1 protein-coding gene is annotated in these 426 nt (G+C 63.8%); it reads left to right on the forward strand.

Features of this window, described 5'->3' with window-relative positions:
* Nucleotides 1–426: condensation domain-containing protein (locus ACW9IB_RS29495; protein WP_457416851.1), on the forward strand; the 426-nt coding region annotated here is incomplete at both ends.

The raw sequence follows: 426 nt of genomic DNA on the forward strand, positions 1-426 counted from the left end.
CCTGATCGGCTTTTTCGTCAACACCCAGGTGCTCAAGGCCGAGATCGACGGGCAGACCACCGTGGCCCAGTTGCTGGCCCAGGTCAAACAACGTGCCTTGGAAGCACAGGCTCATCAGGACTTGCCTTTCGAGCAACTGGTGGAGGCGCTGCAACCGGAGCGCAGCCTGAGCCTCAACCCGCTGTTCCAGGTGATGTTCAACCATCAGGCCGAAGGCCGCCCGGGGGACGCACCACAGGCGTTGGCCCATCTGCATATCGAAGGGCTGGCCTGGGACCGGCGCACCGCACATTTCGACCTGGACCTGGACGTGCAGGAAAGCCCCGACGGGCTCTGGGCTTCGCTGGGCTACGCCACCGACCTGTTCGAACCCACCACCATCACACGCATGGCGCGCCACTGGCAGAACCTGTTGCAGGCCATGGT

The sequence above is a fragment of the Pseudomonas sp. SDO524_S393 genome (genome assembly GCF_054071875.1).